Source organism: Pseudomonas sp. SIMBA_068, from assembly GCF_046534705.1.
GTDB lineage: Bacteria > Pseudomonadota > Gammaproteobacteria > Pseudomonadales > Pseudomonadaceae > Aquipseudomonas > Aquipseudomonas putida.
Map to the genome: position 1 here is coordinate 1 of NZ_JAWRYI010001505.1, position 240 is coordinate 240.

Below are 240 nucleotides of genomic sequence, written 5' to 3' on the forward strand. Positions count from 1 at the left end.
GTTATTACTGCGTGAGCGCTCTGGCACATCTAAGGCATTTAGAGCCGCAGTCGCACGCGAAATCAAACACTTTATTTTAGAGCTTGCCCACTATTTAGAAAGCGAAACCAAGTGCGACGCCATGCACGCCTACATTCAATCTGAAGCCATGGTAACACTGGTATTTAATGCCGGCGCAGAGGCGCTAGATATAGAAGGTCAACAACTCGACGAACTTGTTGAGCGTGTTATTTGGCAGCT

Annotated in this window: 1 pseudogene; it reads left to right on the forward strand. The window is 47.5% G+C overall.

Annotation, left to right across the window (positions count from 1 at the left end):
- Window positions 1-240, forward strand: a pseudogene (locus SB756_RS34680) (DNA-binding transcriptional regulator FabR); the annotation flags it as partial.